13 protein-coding genes are annotated in these 20,313 nt (G+C 75.2%); 7 read left to right on the top strand and 6 right to left on the bottom strand.

Annotation, left to right across the window (positions count from 1 at the left end; translation table 11 throughout):
- Positions 1-90: 90 nt before the first annotated feature.
- Complete coding sequence (locus AB0I49_RS20130) at positions 91-1,869, bottom strand: adenine deaminase C-terminal domain-containing protein (protein WP_363228351.1); 1,779 nt, start codon at positions 1,867-1,869, stop codon at positions 91-93.
- Positions 1,870-1,949: 80 nt separating this feature from the next.
- Entirely contained in the window at positions 1,950-3,416 is a 1,467-nt protein-coding gene (locus AB0I49_RS20135; protein WP_363228352.1) for an NCS2 family permease, read from the bottom strand.
- A gap of 179 nt (positions 3,417-3,595) precedes the next feature.
- Between AB0I49_RS20135 and AB0I49_RS20140 the strand changes: the two genes are divergently transcribed.
- Positions 3,596-4,582 carry a LacI family DNA-binding transcriptional regulator gene (locus tag AB0I49_RS20140; RefSeq protein ID WP_363228353.1) on the top strand — a complete coding sequence of 329 codons (987 nt, stop codon included), beginning with the start codon at positions 3,596-3,598 and terminating at the stop codon, positions 4,580-4,582.
- Here the strand turns inward: AB0I49_RS20140 and AB0I49_RS20145 are convergent.
- Complete coding sequence (locus AB0I49_RS20145) at positions 4,579-5,205, bottom strand: GrpB family protein (RefSeq protein WP_363228354.1); 627 nt, start codon at positions 5,203-5,205, stop codon at positions 4,579-4,581. The genes AB0I49_RS20140 and AB0I49_RS20145 overlap by 4 nt on opposite strands.
- A gap of 154 nt (positions 5,206-5,359) precedes the next feature.
- On the bottom strand, positions 5,360-6,361 hold the full coding sequence (locus AB0I49_RS20150) for a helix-turn-helix domain-containing protein (protein ID WP_363228355.1): 1,002 nt from the start codon (positions 6,359-6,361) through the stop codon (positions 5,360-5,362).
- A 157-nt stretch (positions 6,362-6,518) separates the two neighbouring features.
- Between AB0I49_RS20150 and AB0I49_RS20155 the strand changes: the two genes are divergently transcribed.
- Positions 6,519-7,481 carry an NADP-dependent oxidoreductase gene (locus AB0I49_RS20155; RefSeq protein WP_363228356.1) on the top strand — a complete coding sequence of 321 codons (963 nt, stop codon included), beginning with the start codon at positions 6,519-6,521 and terminating at the stop codon, positions 7,479-7,481.
- 145 nt (positions 7,482-7,626) lie between these two features.
- Here AB0I49_RS20155 and AB0I49_RS20160 read toward each other — a convergent pair whose 3' ends face one another.
- Positions 7,627-8,412 (bottom strand): helix-turn-helix transcriptional regulator, encoded by a 786-nt coding sequence (locus AB0I49_RS20160; protein WP_363228357.1) that lies wholly within the window; start codon positions 8,410-8,412, stop codon positions 7,627-7,629.
- A gap of 155 nt (positions 8,413-8,567) precedes the next feature.
- Here AB0I49_RS20160 and AB0I49_RS20165 point away from each other — a divergent pair, with 155 nt between their 5' ends.
- Together AB0I49_RS20165 and AB0I49_RS20170 are read left to right on the top strand one after the other, a co-directional pair.
- The gene (locus AB0I49_RS20165) at positions 8,568-9,935 is read left to right on the top strand and encodes an MFS transporter (RefSeq protein ID WP_363228358.1); all 1,368 of its coding nucleotides are present in this window, start codon (positions 8,568-8,570) and stop codon (positions 9,933-9,935) included.
- A 131-nt stretch (positions 9,936-10,066) separates the two neighbouring features.
- On the top strand, positions 10,067-12,403 hold the full coding sequence (locus AB0I49_RS20170; protein ID WP_363228359.1) for a GMC family oxidoreductase: 2,337 nt from the start codon (positions 10,067-10,069) through the stop codon (positions 12,401-12,403).
- A gap of 55 nt (positions 12,404-12,458) precedes the next feature.
- On the opposite strand, the gene AB0I49_RS20175 is transcribed toward AB0I49_RS20170, so the two are convergent.
- A complete protein-coding gene (locus AB0I49_RS20175) occupies positions 12,459-13,583 on the bottom strand; it encodes an alpha/beta fold hydrolase (RefSeq protein WP_363228360.1) in 1,125 nt (374 codons plus the stop codon).
- A gap of 155 nt (positions 13,584-13,738) precedes the next feature.
- Between AB0I49_RS20175 and AB0I49_RS20180 the strand changes: the two genes are divergently transcribed.
- The 3 genes from AB0I49_RS20180 (at position 13,739) to AB0I49_RS20190 (ending at position 20,313) form a co-directional block, all read left to right on the top strand.
- Positions 13,739-16,843, top strand: coding sequence for an AAA family ATPase (locus AB0I49_RS20180; RefSeq protein WP_363228361.1), 3,105 nt, complete (start codon positions 13,739-13,741; stop codon positions 16,841-16,843).
- 222 nt (positions 16,844-17,065) lie between these two features.
- Positions 17,066-19,060 (top strand): multicopper oxidase domain-containing protein, encoded by a 1,995-nt coding sequence (locus tag AB0I49_RS20185; protein WP_363228362.1) that lies wholly within the window; start codon positions 17,066-17,068, stop codon positions 19,058-19,060.
- 56 nt (positions 19,061-19,116) lie between these two features.
- Positions 19,117-20,313 (top strand): 3-deoxy-7-phosphoheptulonate synthase, encoded by a 1,197-nt coding sequence (locus tag AB0I49_RS20190; protein ID WP_363228363.1) that lies wholly within the window; start codon positions 19,117-19,119, stop codon positions 20,311-20,313.

Here is a 20,313-nt window from a genome sequence, read left to right on the forward strand (position 1 = left end):
CCAGGTCGGCCGGCGGCGTCGCGCGGATGGCGGTCACGCGCCGCCGTACGGCCTGCTCCGGGGCGCGCGGTACACGGCGCTCAGGTCGCGTCACTCAGTGGCGGTGGCGCCGCTCGGCTCGCGGCGGACCACGTCCACCAGGGACAAGTCCGTGATCTTGAGGCTCGGGGACACCGCCAGCGTCAGCGTCGAAACGCTCATGAAGGGGTTGAGGTGCTCCCAGCCCCACCCGGTGAGCGCGTCGCGCACCACCCGCGACCGCCGCGCGACCTCGGCGGCCGAGTCCGGCGACATCACGCCGCCGACCGGCAGCGGCAGCCGGGCCGCGACGTCCTCCCCGTGCACGACGGCGACGCCGCCGCCGTCCTCGACGACCGCCGCCGCGGCCGCCGCCATCGCGGAACGGGAGGTGCCGATGGTGAGGAGGTTGTGGCTGTCGTGGGCGTAGGTGGTCGCCACCGCGCCCGGCGCGAGGGTGCGGCCCAGCAGCGGCGCGAAGACCGTGCCCGAGCGGCCGTAGCGGTTGCGCACCCGGACCAGCGCGGTCCGGCCCTCCCACGCCACCTCTCCGGCCCGGACGGGGAGTTCGATCTCCGCCGCCTCGGTGTAGGTGTCGCGGGAGTTGACGCGCATGGCCCGGAAGCGGTGCGTGCCGTCGGGGAGGTCGACCCGCCAGCGGAAGCCGTCGGGGGTCTGCGGCTCCACGGTGAGGGTGTCGGCGAGGGGGCCGGCGTCGGGGGCGTCCGGCGAGGAACCGGAGCCGGCGGCCGGGCCCGTACGCACCTCCGCACCGCTGCCCGTGCGCGGCTCGGCTTCGTATGTCGCGGCCCCGTCCCGCGCCACCTCCCGGCCGCCCGCGAAGACCGCGGCCGGGTCGAAGTCGGCCAGTTCGCCGCGGAGCAGCACGAGGTCGGCCCGCTTGCCCGGGGCGACGACGCCCCGGTCGTACAGCCGCAGCCGCTGCGCCGGGGCCCAGGTCAGGGCGCGCAGCACCGCGGTGGCGGGGAGTCCGGCGCGCACCGCGACCCGTGCGATGTGGTCGAGGTGGCCGGCGCCGAGGATGTGGTCGGCGGCCAGGTCGTCGGTCACGAGGCAGAGCGGGGGAAGTTGGGGCAGGGCGAGCAGCGCCTCGACGGTCTCGGGCAGCAGGCACTTCTCCTGAAGCATCATCAGCATGCCCATCCGGGCCTTCTCCAGGACCACCTCGGTGCGGTTCTTGGTGTGGTCGGAGTCGACGCCGGTGGCCATGTACGCGCTGAGTTCCGCGCCGCTGAGGTTGGGGCAGTGCCCGTCGAGGATCACGCCCTGCGCGCGGGCGGCCGCGACGATGCCGCGCATGCGCGGGTCGTCGGCGACCACGGCGCGGTAGTCCATGACCTCGCCGAGGGCGATGACGCCGGGCAGGCGCAGCAGTTCCGCGATGTCGTCGGCCGACAGGCTCGCGCCCGCGTGCTCCAGCCCCTCCAGGGCGGGTACGCACGAGGGGACGCCCCACAGCTGGGTCTGCGGGGTGCCGCGGCCCGCCTCGATCATCCAGCGCATGGCCCGCGCGCCCGCCACGTTCACGATCTCGTGCGGGTCGGCGAGCACGGTCGTCGTGCCGCGGGCCAGGGTCAGGGCCGCGAAGGTCTGCGGCGTCAGGAACGAGCTCTCGATGTGCATGTGCGCGTCCACGAAACCGGGCACGACCAGCAGCCCGGTGGCGTCGACGTGGTCGCGGGCCGCGCCGGGCGCGCCGGGCGGCAGCACGCCGCTGATGGTCTCGCCGCGCAGCAGGACGTCGGCGGCGAACTCCTCGCCGGTGAAGGCCGACACCACCCGCCCGCCGCTGATCCGGACGTCGTGCGGCTGCTCGGTCGTGGAATGCATGGGATGCACACTCCTCAGGGTGGTCGGGAGGGGATCGTGGCGGCGGTCGCGGCGGGTTTCGCGGCGGGGGCGGGCGGGCGTCATGGGAGCAGCGTGTAGAAGTAGTAGCCGAGCGGGACCATCACGACCCACAGGCCCCAGGGGATCTCCCGGAATCGGCCGGCGGCGGCCTTGACCAGGACGTGGGCGACGAGCCCGGCGGCGATGCCGGTGCCGAAGTTGCCCCAGAACACGGTGGTGGCGACGGTGAGCGCGGCCGGGACGGCGTTCGTCGGGTCCTTGAAGTCGACGTTGCGCAGCGCGCCGAGCATCGTGAGCCCGATGTACATCAGCACGGGCGCGGTCGCGGCGGACGGGATGAGCGTCGCGAAGGGGATGACGAGCAGCAGCGCGGCGAAGCCGCCCGCGGCGACCACCGAGGACAGGCCCGTACGGCCGCCGCTGTCGGCGCCGGCCGAGGACTCCAGGTACGCGGTCATGCTGGGCGCGCCGAGCCCGGCGCCGCCGATCACCGCGGCGGAGTCGACGTAGAACGGCCGCCGGATGCCGGGGAGGTTGCCGTCCTTGTCGGTGAGGCCCGCGCGGTCCGCGACGGCGAGCAGCGTGCCGGTCATGGAGAAGAACTCCGAGACGAAGAACGCGAAGATGTACGGGAAGTACTCGGGTTTCAGCGCGCCGAGCACGTCGATGTGGAAGGCCACGGGGGCGGGGCTGTCGGGTGCGCCGAAGAAGTGGCCGGGCAGCTCGGTCACGCCGAAGGGGATGCCCGCGACGGTCACCGCGGCGATGGTGATCAGGAACGCGCCGGGCACCTTGCGCGAGGCCAGGGCGGTCAGCAGGACCAGCCCGGCGAGGGCCAGCAGCGCGGCGGGCTCGGAGAGGTCGCCGAGCGCGAGCGCGTTGCTCGCGGGTTTCGCGACGACCAGGCCGCTGTCCTTGAAGCCGAGGAGGGCGATGAAGAGGCCGAGGCCGCCGCTGATGGCGTATTTGAGGTTCTGCGGCATCAGCCGCGTGATCAGGTCGCGGATGCCGAGCAGGGTCAGCAGCAGGAAGGCGACGCCGGACCACAGGACCATGCCGAGCGCCGCGTCCCAGGGGACGTGGTCCTGGCCGACGATGGTCACGGCGAGCAGGGCGACGCCGCCGAGGCCGGGCGCGAGGACGAAGGGGAGGTTCGCGAAGAGGCCCATGGCCAGGGTGGACAGGACGATCGCGATGATCACGGCGGTGGTGACGGGGCCGTGCGGCACGCCAGCCTTGGCGAGCTGGCCGGGGACGACGACGACCGCGTAGGCCGCGGCGATGAACATCGACAGACCGGCGACGGCCTCGGTGCGGGGGCTGCTGCCGCGGGCGCGGACGCGGAAGCGGCGTTCGAGGAGGCCGGCGGGGGCGGCGGGCGGCTCGGCCGACGCCCCGGCGGACGTGACGGCGGGCGGTCCGGCCGACGCCGCGGGCCCGGCGGCTGGATCGGTGGGCGGCTCGGCGTACGGCCCGGTGGACGGCTCGGCGTGCGGCCGTACGGGCGTCCCGTCGGAGTGGGGCATGGCTACCTCGGTGGACCTCGATGGGCCGCGGTGGGCCTCGATGGGAGGAATGGATCTTCGGTCGCTGGCCGGTCGCTGCGCACCTCCGATGAAACCGGTTGCAGAGAGCGGTTGCAGATAGGATGACATGGGTCGGACGCGGGATGCGTCCGGGCCCGGCGGGGAGGGGAGAGCGAACGGTGTCCACACTGGCGGACGTGGCCCGCGAGGCGGGCGTGTCCAAGGCCACGGCGTCGCGCGCGCTGATGCGCCCCGAGCTCGTGGCGCGGCCCACGCGGGAGAACGTACGGGCCGCCGCCGAGCGCCTCGGCTTCCAGCCCAACCGGGCGGCGCGCGCCCTGACCACCGGCCGTACGGGCATGGTGGGCCTGGTGGTGCCGACGCTCGCCAACCCGTTCTTCGCCCCGCTGGTCCTGGGCGCGCAGCGGGCCGCCGAGGAGACCGACAACCATCTGCTGCTCACCGTCTCCGAGTACAGCGCCGAGCGCGAGGCCGCGCTGGTGGGGCGGCTGTCGGAGCAGGTCGACGGGGTGGTGCTGGTCGCGCCCGTGGGCTCCGACGCGGCCCTGCGGGACCTGGCCGCCCGCCGGCCGCTGGTCCTGGTCGACCGCAAGGTGGGCCGGCTGCCGGCCGTGGTGCTCGACACCGCGTCGGGCACCGCCGCCCTGGTCCGCCACCTCCTGGAGCTCGGGCACCGGGACATCGTGTATGTGTCCGGGCCGCCCGGTTCGTGGGCCGACGGGCGGCGGCGCGCGGCCATCGCGGAGCAGACGGAGGAGGCGGGCGCCCGGATGCGCGTACTCGGTCCGCTGCCGCCGACGTTCGACGCGGGGATCGGCGCCGCCGCCGAGTTGCCGGCCGGGGCGACCGCCGTCGTCGCGTACAACAGCTACCTGGCGCTCGGCCTGCTGCATGGGCTGAAGGCGGCGGGCCTGCGCGTGCCGCGGGACGTGAGCCTGGCGGCAGCCGACGACCTCACCGCGCTCGGCGCGACCGTGCCGTCCGTGACGGCGCTCGACGTCCCGGTGGAGGAGGCCGGCGCCCTCGCCGTGACCCGCCTCCTGGAAGTCCGCGCCGGCACCCGCCGCACGGTCCGCACCCTGCTGCCGACGCGCGTGCGCCCGCGCGAGTCGACGGCGCCGCACCGTGCGGACCGTACGAGCTAACCCGCGCCGTCACCGGAGTCGCCGGGGTCGCCGGAGTCACCGGAGTCGCCGGACAGCGGCTCTGCGCGCCCTTCTCGCCCCTCGCGGCCTTCGCGGCCCTCGCGGCCTTCAGAACGGGCCGCAGCACGCGCCAGCGCCATGATCCGCGCCACGACCGGAGCCTTCAGCTCCGAATACTCCAGGAGGTTCGGTGCCCGGCCGGCGGCTTCCCGTTTGGCCGCCGCGTACTGGGAGACGGCGTCCGGGTGCGACTTCAGGTAGTCGCGGAAGAGGATGTTGTCCGTCCACAGCCGGCCGCGCCGCTCGACGACATGGGCGTTGACCGACTGCCCGGAGCGCCGCCGCAGATACTCCCGTCCGGGGACGCCGGCCTGCCCGAGATGCTCGTAGGCGAGGCCCGCAAGGCGGCGGACGGCGGCTTCGGCGTCGGCGTCCGGGCAGCCGATCTGGATGTCGATGACCGGCTTGGCCACGAGCCCGGGAACGGCGGTGGAACCGATATGGGCCACCTCCGCCGGCAGCCCGTGGAGCGCCGCCGCGATCTCGCCGACGAGCTCCCGGCCCCGCGCCGCCCACTCCGGGTCGTACTCCGCCAGGTGGATGGGTTCATCGAGATCGGTCACGCCGCCACGGTAGCGGCGCCGTCGGCTGTGGCGGGCCGAGCGGCAGGGTCCACAGCCGCTGTGCCGAGCTGATGTTGCTGCCCTGTTCCTCGGTGCCGGTCAGCAGGACGTTCAGGCCCCCGCGGCGCTCCCCCGCCCCCGGCTCCGCGACCCGTCACCGCCCCGGAGCCGGGGCCGTCGCCGCGCGTTCCGGCTCCGGGGCGCAGTGCGCGCGGCGGTAGGCCAGGGGGGACAGGCCGAGGTGGGTGTGGAAGTGCTTGCGCAGGGCGACCGGGTCGCCGAAGCCGCAGGCGGCTGCGATGCGGGCGACGGTGAGGTCCGTGGACTCCAGCAGGTCGCGGGCCTGGACCAGCCGGCGCTGGAGGAGCCATCTGAGCGGGCTCGTGCCGACCTCGCCCCGGAACCGCCGGGTGAACGTGCGCTCGCTCATGTGCGCGTGCCGGGCCATGTCCTCCAACGTGATCGGTTCGGCCAGCCTGCCCAGGGCCCACTGCCGGGTGGCCGAGGTGGAGCGGTCCGCGTCCACCGGCACCGGGTGCTCGATGAACTGCGCCTGCCCGCCCTCGCGCCACGGCGCCACCACGCACCGCCGCGCGGCGGCGCCGGCCACCGCCGCCCCGTGGTCCAGGCGGACCAGGTGCAGACAGAGGTCGATGCCGGCCGCCCCGCCCGCGGACGTGAGGACGCGCCCGTTGTCGACGAACAGCACGTCCGGGTCGACCTCCACGCCGGGGAACAGCCCCGCGAACAGGTCGCACAGCGCCCAGTGCGTGGTGGCCCGCCGCCCCTCCAGCAGACCGGCCGCGGCGAGCAGGAACGCCGACGTGCACAGGCTGACGACACGGGCCCGCGGGGGAATCCGGTCGAGCGCGGCGGCGACGCCCTCGGGCAGCTTTCCGGTGGCGACGAGGTCTTCCCTGGGCTCCTGGGTGGCGATCACCACCGTGTCCGCGGTCTCCAGGAGCGACTCGTCGTGGTCGACGACGATCCGGAAGTCCTCACTCGTACGGACCGGCCGGCCGCCGAGCGAACAGGTCTCCACGGAGTAGAGGCGCGTCCGGTCCGGGGCGCGGGCCTCGTTGAACACGCGGGCCGGAATGCCCAGGTCCAGCGGTACGACCCCGTCGAGGGCGAGAACGGCGACGCGATGCGGCATGGCCGTAATGGTACGACAGATGGCCGTACGGCCACTCGCCGCGCCGGAGTGCACCGGAGAAGCTGGACCGTATCGGGGGCCACCCCGGCACCGGGCCCCTCGCCCGGCCAGAGAACACAGCACAGAGCACACGCGTACCGGAAGCGAGCGACGAAGCATGAGCGAGCACATGATGCGGGCCGTCACGATCGAGGAGTTCGGGGGGCCGGAGGTGCTGACGCCCGGCCGTATCGCGCGGCCCGAGCCGCTGCCGACGGAGGTGCTGGTGCGCGTGCACGCCGCCGGGATCAACCCGGTGGACTGGAAGACCCGCGCGGGGCACGGGATGGCGGGGTTGCAGACGATGCCGCTGATCCTCGGCTGGGACGTCTCCGGCGTCGTCGAGGAGGTCGGCTTCGGGGTCACCACGCTCGCGCCCGGCGACGAGGTCTACGCCATGCCGTGGTTCCCGCGCCCCGCGGGCGGCTACGCCGAGTTCGTCACCGCGCCGTCCCGCCACTTCGCCCGCAAGCCCGCCGCCCTCGGCCACATCGAGTCCGCGGCCCTGCCGCTCGCCGCGCTCACCGCGTGGCAGGCCCTGGTCGACACGGCGGGCGTCACGAGCGGTCAGCGGGTCCTGGTCCACGCGGCGGCCGGCGGCGTCGGCCACCTGGCGGTGCAGATCGCCAAGAACCTCGGCGCCGAGGTGATCGCGACCGCCAGCGAGCCCCGCCACGCCTGGCTCAAGGAGCTGGGCGCGGACGAGACCATCGACTACACCCGGCAGCGCTTCGAGGACGCCGCCGGCCAGGTCGACGTCGTCATCGACCTGGTCGGCTCCCAGGACGACACCGACGTACGGTCCGTAGCGGCGACCCGCCCCGGCGGCCTGGTCGTCTCCATCCCGAGCGGCGTCTCCGAGGGCCTGGCCGCCGCGGCCGCCCAGGCGGACGTGCGCACCAGCCCCCTCCTGGTCGAACCGGACGCCACTGCCCTCACCGCCATCGCCGGTCTGGTCGACTCCGGCGCCGTCCGGGTCGAGGTCGAACGCGTCTTCCCCCTGGAGCAGGTCGCCGAAGCCCACCGCCTCGGCGAGACCAACCGCACCCGCGGCAAGCTCGTCCTCGACGTGGCCTCCTGACAGGTCGTTCAGCACAGTTCAGCACAGCGCCTTCAGCGGTCAGGGGCCGGCCGACCGGGGAGCCCGCGCAGGGCTCCTCGGCCAGCCGGCCCCTCGTTCCGCCGGCTTCTCGGTCCGCCGGCCCCTCGGCCAGTCGGCTCCGCGGTCAGTCGGCGGCGTCCGGCTCCGTGCGGACGGCCGCGCTGCGGTACGCGCCCGGGGTCTGGCCCATGGTCCGGGCGAACGTGTCGATGAACGCGCTGGTGGTGGCCCAGCCGCAGCGGCGGGCCGTGCCGGTGACGGAGGCGCCCTCGGACAGCTGGAGCATGGCGTGGAAGACGCGGGTACTGGTGCGCCACTGCGGGTACGTCGTGCCGAACTCCGCGCGGAACAGCCGGGTGAGGGTGCGTTCGCCGACGCCCGCTCGGCGGGCGAGCCAGGCCAGGGAGCGGGGGCTGCTCAGGTCCTCCTCGACCGCCCGGCAGGCGTGGGCCAGGCGCGGGTCCTGGGGGGTGGGCAGCGTCAGCGGCTGGACGTCCGCCCGCCGCAGCCGGTCGTTGACCACGGCCCGCAGCCGCCGCCGCTCGGGTTCCGGCAGGTCCGGTTCGGTGTAGGCCATGAGGAGTTCGCGCAGCAGGCCGTCCACGGCCAGCACCGTCGGCGAGCCGTCGGGCAGCGGGGCTTCGTTCGGCGGGAAGCCGATGGTGTGGATCATGCTCGCCCCGTAGACCCGGTGCTGGTGCCACATCCGCGCCGGGGTCCAGACGGCGCGGTTGCTGGAGACCACCCAGGTCCCGCGCGCGGTCCGGACGGACGTGACGCCGGTGCTGACGTAGAGGAGCTGGTGGTACTCGTGCCGATGGCGGTCGATGACCTCGCCGGCGGCGTGGACGTGGGAGCTCGCGGGCGGGATCGCGGGCGGGGAGACCGGCCGATGGCTATTCTGCGACACAAGTAGGCAGAATAATGGAAGTGCGCCGCCGTACCCCGCTGGCACAGTGACGTCATGGACACCACACCAGGAGCGTCACACCGACGCCGCCGTCGACCATGGCCCGGCCCCTGCCCCCGCGTCCCCCGTACGACCGAGCCGGAGGCCGCGCCGCGGTGACCGTGACCAACAAGCGCAAGCCCAGCGGCATAGCGGCCCGCCTGCGCAGCGCCGCCGTCGATACGCGCCCGCTCGCCGTCCCGGACTACCGGCGCGTCCTGATCGGCCAAGGCGCCTCGATCATCGGGACGATGCTCACCGAGGTCGCCGTCCCGGTGCAGATCTACTCGATGTCGCACTCGTCGATGTACGTGGGGCTGGCCGGGCTCGCCGGGTTCGTGCCCATCGTCGTGTTCGGGCTGTACGGCGGGGCCATCGCCGACGCGGTCGACCGCCGGCTGCTCTCCCTGTGCTCGTCGTTCGTGACCTGGGCGGTGACGATCCTCCTGCTCGCCCAGACCCTCCTGGGCATCGGATCGGAGGTGCTGCTCCTCGCCCTCGTCGCCGTTCAGGGGGCCGCCTTCGCCACGTCCTCCTCGGCGCGCGGCGCCATCATCCCGCGCATCGTGCCGCGCGAACTGGTCCCCGCCGCCAATACGCTCCAATTCACGGTCAGCAACATCGGGCAGATTCTCGGGCCGCTCATCGCCGGCGTTCTCGTCGCGCTGCCCCACGGCTTCGCCTACGCGTACGGCGCCGACGTGCTCCTCTTCACCGCCTCCCTCTACGCGACATTCCGATTGCCCTCGATCAAACCGGCGGGCAAGGCGGTCAAGGCGGGAGCGCGCGCCGTATTCGAGGGCCTCCGCTTCATCGGCGGCAACCCGGTGCTGCTGATGTCGTTCGCGGTGGATATCGCCGCCATGGTGCTGGCGATGCCGAAAGCGCTCTTCCCGCAGGCAGCCGCCACCCATTTCCACGGCGGAATCGGACTGCTGTATTCAGCGGTCGCCATCGGGTCCCTGCTGGCGGGGGTGTGCAGCGGCTGGATCTCCCGCGTGCGGCGTCAGGGAGTGGCGCTGGCCCTCGCCGTGGTCGGCTGGGCGATCTTCATCGCGCTGGCCGGTTTCACCCGCGCCCTCTGGCTCACCGTCGCCCTCCTCATGCTCGCCGGCGCCGCCGACCTGGTCAGCTCCGTCTACCGGCAGACGATTCTCCAGACCTACGCCCCGGACGAGATGCGCGGCCGCATGCAGGGCGTCTTCACCGTCGTCGTGGCCGGCGGACCCCGCCTCGGCGACCTGCGCGCGGGCGCCATGGCCGCGGCCACGACGTTCAGCGTCGCCTGGTCGGGCAGCGCCGTACTCTGCATCGTCCTGGTGCTCGTGGGCAGCGTCGCCGTGCGCCCGTTCTGGCGCTACGACGCCCACGCCGCCCACGAGGTCCACACCGCGCGGGACGCCCACGAGGCCGGCGCCGCGCACGACGCCCGCGACGCGAGCACGCCGCACGCGGAGTCGCTGACCCCGCGCGGCGAACCCTGACGGGCTACCGGGTTTCCCGGCCGTAGTCCTGGCCGCGCCGGAGCGTTCCCGCCGACCGCCGCGCCGCTGCGGGTGTGCGGTGCGCGAACCGTTGCTCTACTGGGAGCCGGGAGGGAGGAAGGACGGTTCCCGTGCCCGAGGCGGCGAGCGGTGGCGGCAGGCCCGAGCGCGTGGACGCGGTCGTCGTCGGGTCCGGGTTCGGCGGGTCGGTGGCCGCGCACCGGCTGGCGGCGGCCGGGCTGTCCGTCGTCGTCCTGGAGCGCGGCCGGGCCTACCCGCCGGGGAGCTTCGCCCGCACGCCCGCGGAGCTGGGGCGGGCGCTGTGGGACCCGAGCGAGGGGCTGTACGGGCTGTACGACGTGTGGCGGTTCCGGGGCTGCGACTCCCTCGTCTCCAGCGGTCTCGGCGGCGGCTCGCTGATCTACGCCAATGTGCTGCTCCGCAAGGACGAGCACTGCTTCGTACGGAACGAGGCGCTGCCCGGCGGCGGCTACGAGTCCTGGCCGCTGACCCGCGCCGACCTCGATCCGCACTACGACGCGGTGGAGGCGATGCTGCGCCCGGTGCCGTACCCGGTGGACGCGCCCCCGTACGCCCGTACGCCCAAGACGGTCGCGCTGCGGGACGCGGCGGAACGGGCCGGGCTGCCGTGGTCCCCGGCGCCGCTGGCGGTGGCCTTCTCCCCCGCCCCCGGCGCGCCGCCCGGCCCGGAGCTGCCCGTCGCCGACCCGCCGTACGGGAATCTGCACGGGGTGCCGCGCCGGACCTGCGGGCTGACCGGCGAGTGCGACCTCGGCTGCAACAACGGCGCCAAGAACACCCTCGACCACACCTATCTCTCCGCCGCCCGCCACCACGGCGCCGACCTGCGGACCGGCCACCAGGTCACGACGGTCGAGCCGCTCGGGGACGGCGGTTACCGCGTCGGCTACGTCGTGCACCCGATGGACGACCCCGAGGACCCGCGCGCCGAGCGGCGCGGGGCCCGGACCGCCGACCTCCCCCGCCGCCGCCTCGACTGCGGCCGCCTGGTCCTGGCCGCCGGCGCCTACGGCACGGTCCGCCTGCTGCTCGCCAACCGCGCCCGGCTGCCCGGCCTCGGCCCCGCGCTGGGCACCCGGTTCTGCGGCAACGGCGACCTGCTGACCTTCCTGTACGGGCGGCCGGGCGCCCCCGCGCCCCGGCCGGACCGGGGGCCGGTGATCACCGGCGTGGTCGACGTGCCGGGCGCGGCGGCCGGCGGGGCGGGCCGGGGCCACATCGTCCAGGACGGCGGCTATCCGGGCTTCCTCAACTGGTTCGTGGAAGGCGCCCGGCTGGCGGGCGGCGTGCGCCGGATGGCCGCCTTCGCCGCCGACCTGGCGCTGTCGTCGGTCGCCGACGCGCCGGACAGCAACATCTCCGGCGAGTTCGCGGCGCTGCTCGGCGCGGGCGGCGGCTTCCCCGGCGTGCTGCCGCTGCTGGGCGTGGGCCGGGACGTGCCGGACGGGGTGATGACGCTGCGCGGCGGCCGGCTGGACGTCGAGTGGACCACGCGGACCAGCCGCGCCTACTACGAGGGGGTGCGCGCCACCATGCGGGCGCTCTCCGACGGCATGGGGACGCGGTATCTGGACAACCCGCTCTGGCTGTGGCGGCGCGTGGTGACCGTCCACCCGGTGGGCGGCGCGCCCATGGGCGACCGGCCGCAGGACGCGGTGTGCGACGCGTACGGGGAGGTGTTCGGGCATCCGCGGCTGTACGTGGCGGACGCGGCGGCGCTGCCGGGGCCCGTCGGCGTCAACCCGTCGCTGACGATCGCCGCGCTCGCCGACCGCATGTCCACGCGGCTGCTGGAGATGCGCCCGCCCCGGCCCGCGTACCGTCCGGCCCCGGCAGCCGATACAGCCACAGCCACAGCCACAGCCACAGCCACCACTCTCACCTTCACCGAGAAGATGCGCGGCGCGCTCGCCGACGGTCCGGCGCTGACCCTGCGCCTGACCATCGCCGTCGACGACGTCGACGCCTTCTGCGACTCGCCGGACCACCAGGCCGAGGCGCGCGGCGAGGTGGCCTGCGACCCCTTGGGCGGGCGGCTGACCGTACGGGAGGGGTGGTTCAACCTCTTCGTGCCCGCCGGGTCGCCGGGGCGGCGGCGGATGCTCTACCGGCTGCACCTGTACGGTCCCGACGGGCGCGATCTGACGCTGACCGGCCGCAAGGAGGTGGGCGACGATCCGGGGATCGACCTGTGGCCGGACACGACGACGCTGGCCGTCGGGGTGTGGCCGGGGCGGCTCGGCCCGGACGAGGAGCCCGAGGAGGCGCGGCTGTGCCACGGCACTGTGCGCGTGGGCCGGCTGGACTTCATCCGCCAGCTCGCGTCGATGCGGACGGCGGGCGCGGCGCCGCTCGCCGGGCTGGCCCGGTTCGGCCGGTTCTTCGCCGGTGAGCTGTGGGACGTATACGGGCCGGGGCGGGCGTAGCGCGGGCGACACGCAGGCGATCCGGGTCGGCCCGCGTGCTCGCGGCGGGAACGCGTCAGCCCGCGTGCTCGCGGAGGAAATCGACCATGTGCGGGAAGACGTCCCGCGCGCTGTCCTTGCCCATGAAGACGTCCTGGTGCCCGTAGCCGGGGAAGAGCCGCAGCCGGGAGACGCCGGGGGCGCGGCGGGCCAGTTCGCGCTGGCAGGCGGTGTTGGAGTCGGACATGACGTGGTTGCGGTCCCCGCTGGTCAGCAGCAGCGGCGTGGTGAGGCCGGCCGCGGCCTCCAGGTAGTCGTCCGGCAGGTCGCGGTAGGCGGGGTCGCCGGGCCGGTACTTGACCGCGCGGCCCGCCCGTACGATCGCCCGGATGTGCCGGTAGTAGTGCACGCCGGTCGCCCCGAACAGGTCGGCGATGCGCTCGTGCGTCACCGGCGACATCCGCTCGTGGTCGAAGAGCGCGGGCCGCCCGGCGCCCCACATGGCGCTCACCATGTGGCAGGAGCGGACGTCGCATTCGCGGTGGAAGAGCGACACGGCGCGGGCGATGACGCGGCCGCGGGTGAAGTGCGCGTCCTGCGGCCAGGCCGGGTTGAGGTAGGGCAGCCCGAGCACGTACTCGGTCAGGCCGGGCACGACGCGCAGCTTGCACCGGGACCAGGCGGGCAGCCGCAGCACCAGGGCCGAGCTGTTGGCGATCGCGCTGCTGACGCCGGTGGCGGCCCCGGCGGCCAGGCTCATCGCGAAGGCCACCGCGCCCAGGCAGTGGGCGATGACGTGGACGCGGCACCCGGGTCCGACGTGGGCGCGGATCTCGGCGAGGGCGGCGGGGAAGTCGTGGAGGGCGACGTCGTCGAGGGTGAAGCGGTGGCAGGCGAGGTCGTACGGGAACCGGTTGCTCATCCGGTGGTCCAGCGCCCATACGTCCGGGAAGCCGTGGTCGAGCAGGTATCCGGCGAGGTTGGCGTGCTCGGGCATGATGAACATGTCGCTGGACGTCGTCAGCCCGTGGACGAGCAGCACGGCGTCGCGCGGGCGCGCGGGACTCCCCCGGTCCTGGGGCGGTCCGCGCCGGAAGCGCGTCAGGGTCAGGCCCAGCCCGTCCCCGGCGGCGAACGGGTGCACGGTGACCTCGGCGTCGCGCACGCCGTCGCTGGTGAACATGGGGATGAGCCGTTCCATACGGCACCTGGCCTCCGCTGCCCCGCCTCTCGAGTGGTCCGGGTATTTTGTCGCTAGACTTCAAAAATATTCCACTTTGTCGCCTATGTCGCTGCGGGCCGATGCGCACGGCCGATGATGCGCACGGCCGCCGCCGACGGGAACCGAGCGGCCCGATGTCCGAGAGCCCCGCACCGCACAGCGGCAGCCCGCTCGCCGGCCGTCCGCTCGTCGGCCGCACGGACGTGGTGCGGCTTCTCGACGCGGAGGCCGCGCGGGCGGCCGGGGGCGCGTTCCGGCTCGTGGAGCTGACGGGCGAGCCCGGCGCGGGCAAGACCAGGCTGCTCGGCGAGGCGGGCGCCGCCGCACGGCGGCACGGCATGACCGTGCTGCGCGGCCGGGGCACCGAGTTCGAGCACGACGTGCCGCTCGCCCTCGCCGTCGACGCCCTGGACGACCAGGTGGAGAACCGGGCGCGGCGGGTCCGCGACGCGCTGGACGCGCAGAGCACGCAGCTGCTGGCCGAGGTCTTCCCGGCGCTGTCGGCGGCCCGCGAGGAGCCGGGGCCCGGGGCCGCCGCCCCCGGCCTGCACCGCTACCGACTGCACCGGGCCGTACGCCTCCTGCTGGAGGTCCTCGCCGACCCCGGCGGCCTCGCGGTCCTGCTGGACGACGTGCACTGGGCGGACGAGGGGTCCGTCGAGCTGCTCGCCCACCTCGCCCGGCACGCGCCGCGCGGCCCCATCCTGCTCGCCGTCACCTACCGCACCCGGCAGGCCGGGCCCCGGCTCACCGCCGCCCTCGCGGACGCCGCGCCGGGGCTCGGCACCCGCGTCCAGGTGGCGCCGTTCTCGCTCCGGGAGGCCAGGGAGTTCCTCGGCCCCGCCGTCGGGGCCCGGCGGTGCCGCGCGCTGTACGAGGCCAGCGGCGGCAACCCGCTCTATCTGGAGGCGCTGTCCCGGTCCGGGGCCCGGCAGACGGCGCTCGCCACGCTGGCCCCCGCCGCGCGCGCGGCGCAGGGCGCGGCCCCGGCGCTCGACGGCGACGACGACCAGGTGCCCGGCGCGGTGCGCGAGGCCCTGGCCGCCGAGCTGGCGGCGCTGCCCGCGCCCGCCCGGCTCGCCGCGCAGGCGGCGGCGACGCTCGGCGACGAGTTCGACCCGGCCATGGTCGCCGTCGCGGCCCGTACCACCGAGACCGAGGCGCTGGCGGCCCTCGACGAGCTGGCCGCGCGCGACGTGGTGCGCTGCGCGCCGGCGCCCGGCCGGTTCCGCTTCCGGCACCCCGTCGTACGGCACCTCGCGTACGCCTCCTCCGGCGTCGGCTGGCGGGTCGCGGCGCACGCGCGGGTGGCGGCGGCCCTGGACGAGCGGGACGCGCCGACCGTCACCCGCGCCCGCCATATCGCCCGCTCCGCGCGGTTCGGCGACCTGCTCGCCGTCGGCGTGCTCGTCGAGGCCGCCCGCGCGACCGCCTACCAGTCCCCCGCCACCGCGGCCGGGTGGCTCCAGACCGCGCTGCACCTGCTGCCCGAACGGCCCGACGGCCCCGAGGGGACCGGCGGCGACCGGCTGTCCCTCCTCGTCGAGCTGGCCCGCCTCCAGGGGGTCGGCGGCCGGCTCGTACAGGGCCGGGACACCGCCCTGGAGGTGCTGCGGCTGCTGCCCGCCGACGCGTGGGCGCAGCGCGCCCGCGCCGCCCGGTTCTGCGCGATCCTGCAACGGCTGCTCAACCGGCAGGACGAGGGGCGGGCCCTGCTCCGCGCGGAGCTGGGCCGGGTCCCGCCGGAGCACGCGGCCGAGGCGGTGCCGCTGCGGCTCCAGCTGATCGGCGACAGCATCATCCGCGCGGACTACCCGGCCGCGGGCGAGCAGTTGGACGAGCTGACCGCCGTTCTGGCGCGGGCCGGGACGGCGCCGTCGGCGGACGGCGGCCGGGCGCGCGAGGAGTGGATGCCGGAGGACTGGGTCGCCGAGGACTGGGTGCCGCTGATCGCGCTGCGGTTCGCGTACGCGCACGGCGTCGGCGAGCGCGAGGCCGCGGCCCGCTACGCGGAGCGGGCCGACCGGCTGACCGACGAGGCCACCGACGCCGAGCTGGCGCTGTGGCTGGAGTCGCTGTCCTTCCTGTGCTGGGTCGACGCGATGATGGGGCGGCTGCCGCAGGCCGTGCGCAAGACCGAACGCGCCTTGTCCATCGCGGACGCCACCGGGCAGAGCTACCTCGCCCCCTGGGTGCTGTCCGCGCAGGCGTTCGCCTTCGGGCGGCTGGGGCGGCTGGCCGAGGGCGTGGACCGGGCCGAGGACGCGGTCGACGCGGCCCGGCTGCTCGGCTCGGACGAGTGCGTCGCGCTGGCCCTCGCCGTCAAGGGCCTGCTCGTCGGCTGGACGGGCGAGCACACGGCGGCGCTCACCGCCGCCGACGAGGCGATCCGGCACGCCGGGGCCCGCCGCGAGTGGTGGGCCCGGCTCGGCGGCGTGGGCCGGGGCATGGCGCTGGCGGGGCTGCACGAGGTGGACGAGGGCGAGGCGCAGGTGCTGGCCGCGTGCGACGACTTCGTCACACCGCTGCTGGAGCAGTCCTGCCTGCTGATCTGCTGCGAGGCCATGGCCGACGCGGAGGCCGAGCGCGGCCGGCCCGCGGCGGCGGCCCGGTGGGCGGCGCGGGCCGAGGGGGTTCCGGGCGGCGGCGCGGGGTCGCCCTTCGCGGCGCTGGCGCGGGCGCACGCGGCGCTGGAGGACGACCCGGCCGGGGCCGCGGCGGACGCGGAGCGGGCGGCGGAGCTGTTCGGGGAGAGCGGCGAGCGGGTGTTCGCGGGGCGGGCGCGGCTGCGGGCCGGTACCGCGCACGCGCGGTGCGGGCGGAGGAAGGCGGCGCGCGCGGAGCTGGCGCGGGCCGCGGAGCTGTTCGGCGCGTGCCGGGCGCAGGGGCTGTACGAGAGGACCGTACGGGAGCAGCGGCGCGTCGGCGTCCGGACGGCGCGACCGGCGGCGGGGGCGGGAACGGGGGCGGGGGCAGGGACGGGGGCGGCCGGGTCGCTGTCGCGGCGGGAGGCGGAGGTCGCGGAGCTGGTCCGGCAGGGGTTCACCAACCAGCGGATCGCGGAGCGGCTCTTCCTGAGCCCGCGCACGGTGGAGACCCACGTGGCGCACGTCTTCGCCAAGCTCGGGGTGTCGTCGCGGGCGGCGGTGGCGGGGCGGCTGGCGGAGGGCGGCGGGTCCGGCGGAGCGGGCACGGACCGGGGCACGGGCACGGGCACGGACCGGCGTACGGGCACGTAGGCGCGTACGGGCGGGGGGCCTGCCCCTCCCGGCGTACGGGCGCGGGGCGGGGCCGTACCTCCTCGCCTACCGGCGCGTCCGTGGAGACCGGCCGCGGGTCCGTAGCGCATCAGTAGGTCAGTAGGTCAGTAGTCGGGCCGGTGTTTCCCCCGATGTGGGCGGGGCGGGCCGGGGCGCACGGTGAAGACCGTAAGCGCCCGACCCCACGAAAAGAGCCCCGAAATGCCCGAGCTCATCGAGACCCTCACCGAACCGGCCCCCGCCCCCGTCACCGCCCCGGAGTCCGCTCCCGCCATCACGGAGCCCGAGCGGACAGCCGCCACGGCGCCGGCGCGGGCACCGGAGACGACGGCGGAACCGGCGCCGCTGGAGCCGTTCGCCGACCCCCTGCGAATCCCCCCGGTCCTGCGCCCGGAGACCGACCCCGGCACCGGACTGGCCGAGCTGACCGTCACGACCCGCCCCGTCCTCCTCCCCCTGCACTCGCAGCTCCCGCCGTCGCTCATGTGGGCGTACGACGGGCAGATCCCCGGACCGACCGTCGAGGTACGGCGCGGCGCCCGGCTGCGGGTCGCGTGGACCAACGGGCTGAGCGGCCCGTACCCCCTGATCAAGGTGGAGACCAAGGTCCAGGCGAACACCATGCTCCCCGGCTACGACCCGGACGCGGACACGTTCGACCGGGGGGCGCCGAAGCTGCCGCCCTGGACGGTGGTGCACCTGCACGGTGCGCGCACCGGCGGCGGCAACGACGGCTGGACGGACAACGCGGTCGCCCCCGGCGAGACGCAGCTCTCCGAGTACGCCAACGACCAGGCGGCGACCACCCTCTGGTACCACGACCACGCCATGAACATCACCTCGCTGAACGTGATGACGGGCCTGACCGGCATGTACTGGATCCGCGACGAGGAGGAGGAAGCCCTCGGCCTGCCGGACGGCCCCCAGGAGATACCGCTCGTGCTGTGCGACCGGAACCTGGACACCGACTGGGAGGGCCGCCTCACCGGCCGCCTGATGCACAAGGTCTTCCGCAACGAGCAGGATGTGCCGCTCCCCTTCTACGGGCCGTACACCCTGGTCAACGGCGTGATCCAGCCTCATCTGGAGGTGGCCGCGCGCTGGTACCGATTCCGGATGGTCAACGGTTCGAACGCCCGCTTCTTCACCCTGCGGCTCTGCTACGAGGACGGGACGCCGGTGGAGCGGGAGCTCGTGGACCGGGCCTTCCACCAGATCGGCACGGACAGCGGGCTGCTGCCCGAGCCCGAGCCGCTGCCCGCCGAGGGGCTGACCCTCGCGCCGGGCGAACGCGCCGACGTACTGGCCGACTTCTCCGTGCTGCGGGGGATGCGCGTGCACTGGGTCAATGTCTCGACCAACCCGCCGGGCCCGGCGCCGTCGCCCCAGGTGATGCAGTTCCGGGTCGAGGACCGGGAGGAAGACGACCCGTTCGCGCTGCCGCCCCGCCTCAGCCCGTCCTACGAGCGGCTGAGCCACGCCACCGCCCCCGACCACGAGCACCGGTGGGTCGTGCTGACCCCGCCGGACGCGACCGGGATGCCGATGATGTGGGAGATGGAGACCGTCGAGGACGCCTCGTCGGTGCCGATCCCCAGCGACGGCGTGGTCCAGGTCCGCAGGCCGGGCCGGCCGCTGCTGACGCTGCGCCGGGTGGCGACGCTGTTCGACGACGCCACGACGTTCATGGTGCGGCAGGACGGCTGGGAGCAGTGGAACGTCCTCAACCTGGGCGGGCCGGTGCACCCCTTCCACATCCACCTGATCCGCTTCCAGGAGACGCGCCGGCAGAACTTCGACGCCCGCGGCTTCCAGCCGCTGCTGCGCGCCGACGGCACCGTGCGCGGCCACGGCACCGTCACGCCCGTCACCTTCACCGAGGAGGTGCCCACCGAGGGCGCCGGCCGCGGCTGGAAGGACACCGTGCGGGTCGGCGACACCACTCCGCCGCCGGCGGGGTCCGGCCAACTGGTCTCCGTACTGGGCCGGTTCGACGGCGCGAGCGGCCGCTACATGTACCACTGCCACATCCTCGAGCACGAGGACGAGGCCATGATGCGCCCGTTCTCCGTGATGCCCGGCCAGGTCATGGACATGCGCCCCGGCATGGGCCACGGCACCGAACACGGCGGCGGTGGCGGGCACGGCATGGAGCACGGCGCCGCCGAAAGCCCGGAGGGAGGCCGTACCTCATGACCGCCCCGGACCGCCCACCCGCTGCCCGACCCGAGACACCGAAGGAGCGAACCGCCATGACTGCCCCGGCCGACCCCCTCGGACCGCACCGCGGCGAAGGACACCGCGTACGGCCCACCGGCGGCCAGACCCGCGCCCTCCCCCTGGAGAGCCCGGCCGACATGTCCGAACGGCTGCCGCTGACCTACCACGCCGCCCACACCGTCTCGACGTCCCGGCACGAGATCGTCCGGGTCCTCGACGGCCAGGACGACCGGCTGCTCGTCATCGCCGGGCCGTGCTCCGTGCACGACCGGGCCGCCGCCCTCGACTACGCCGCCCGCCTGCGGGCCGCCGCGGCCGGACTCACCGAGGACCTGCTCGTCGTGATGCGGGTCTACGGCGAGAAGCCGCGGACCTGCCTCGGCTGGCCCGGCCTCGTCGGCGACCCCGGCCTGGACGGCGGCGCCGACGTCGGCCGGGGCCTGGCCGAGGCCCGGTCCCTGATGCTCGACATCGCCGAGTCCGGGCTGCCCGTCGGCTGCGAATGGGTCAACCCGCTCGCGCCCGCCTACCTCGGCGACGTCGTCAGCTGGGGCTCCGTCGGGGCCCGCACGGCGGCGAGCCAGGTGCACCGGGACATGGCCAGCGGCCTGCCGATGCCGATCGGCGTCAAGAACACCGTCGACGGCTCGGCGCAGATCGCGGTCGACGCGATACGGGCCGCCGCCGCCCCGCACGCCTACCTCGGCGCGTCCGCCGACGGACCCGTGTCGGTGCTGCGCACCAGCGGCAACCCGCACTGCCACCTCGTACTGCGCGGCGGCGCGGACGGCCCCAACTACGGGGCGGCGCACGTCCGCCGCGCCGGCCGGGCGCTGGCCGACGCCGGGCTGCCGGTCCGGATCGTCGTGGACGCGAGCCACGGCAACAGCGGCAAGCGGCACGAGCGGCAGCCCGCCGTGGCCGAGGACCTGGCCGTACGGATCGCCGACGGCGACACCGCGCTCCGCGGGGTGCTGCTGGAGAGCTTCCTGGTCCCCGGCCGCCAGGACCGCTCCCCCACGAAGCCGCTCGTCCACGGCCAGAGCATCACCGACTCCTGCATCGGCTGGGACACGACCGCCGACCTCCTGCGCGAGCTCGCCGGCGCCGCCCGCGCCCGCCGCGCCGGCTCCCTCCCCCGCGCCCGGAACGGCGCGGCGGACGCCGACGCCGACGCGGAATGGGCCTCCGCGGCCCTGGGGTCCGCGCAGCTCATGGAAAGGCGATGA

Origin of the sequence: Streptomyces sp. NPDC050617 (assembly GCF_040654795.1) — a bacterium.
Lineage (GTDB): Bacteria > Actinomycetota > Actinomycetes > Streptomycetales > Streptomycetaceae > Streptomyces.